Origin of the sequence: Adlercreutzia equolifaciens (assembly GCF_029076695.1) — a bacterium.
Lineage (GTDB): Bacteria > Actinomycetota > Coriobacteriia > Coriobacteriales > Eggerthellaceae > Adlercreutzia > Adlercreutzia equolifaciens_A.
The window spans coordinates 1-443 of the sequence record NZ_JARFIK010000046.1 but is presented as its reverse complement, the minus strand read 5'-3'; the positions used below and the strand labels follow the sequence as shown (position 1 = coordinate 443).

Below are 443 nucleotides of genomic sequence, written 5' to 3'. Positions count from 1 at the left end.
AAATTATGGAACTTAAAGACTTACAGAAGGAATTGGAGAAGGCGGAAGTCCGGGTGGACGATGCCTTCTCGTTCCTGCATATCGAAGATAAGCGCCCGCGGAAGCTGCAGGGCTACGCAGCCCGGAGCGGCGCGCGGGCCTTCGCTATCTCGGAGTTCGGCGGCGCGGTTTTCCGCGTTGAGGGCCACAGCGCCTTCGCTGAAAGCTACTGCTATGACGTGTTCGGCGATTTGCCCTCGTGGCGTGAGGCGGTTCGGGCGCAGTTGGCCGCCGCGGAGTCGCTTGAGCCCCAGGGGCTGAGCTGCTTTGTTTACACCCAGCTTTCCGTTGTGGAGGAAGAGGTCAACGGTCTGCTAACCTATGATCGACGGGTAAACAAACTCAAGGTGGACTCCTATGGCCACGACTTCCCCGGCTGAGTGCCAGGCGCGCGAGAAGCTGGC

General features: G+C 60.3%; 1 pseudogene. It reads left to right on the top strand.

Going from position 1 to position 443, the window contains the following annotated elements:
- Window positions 1-419: pseudogene (locus PZH32_RS11390) on the top strand (hypothetical protein); the annotation flags it as partial.
- Between the last annotated feature and the right edge of the window lie 24 nt (window positions 420-443).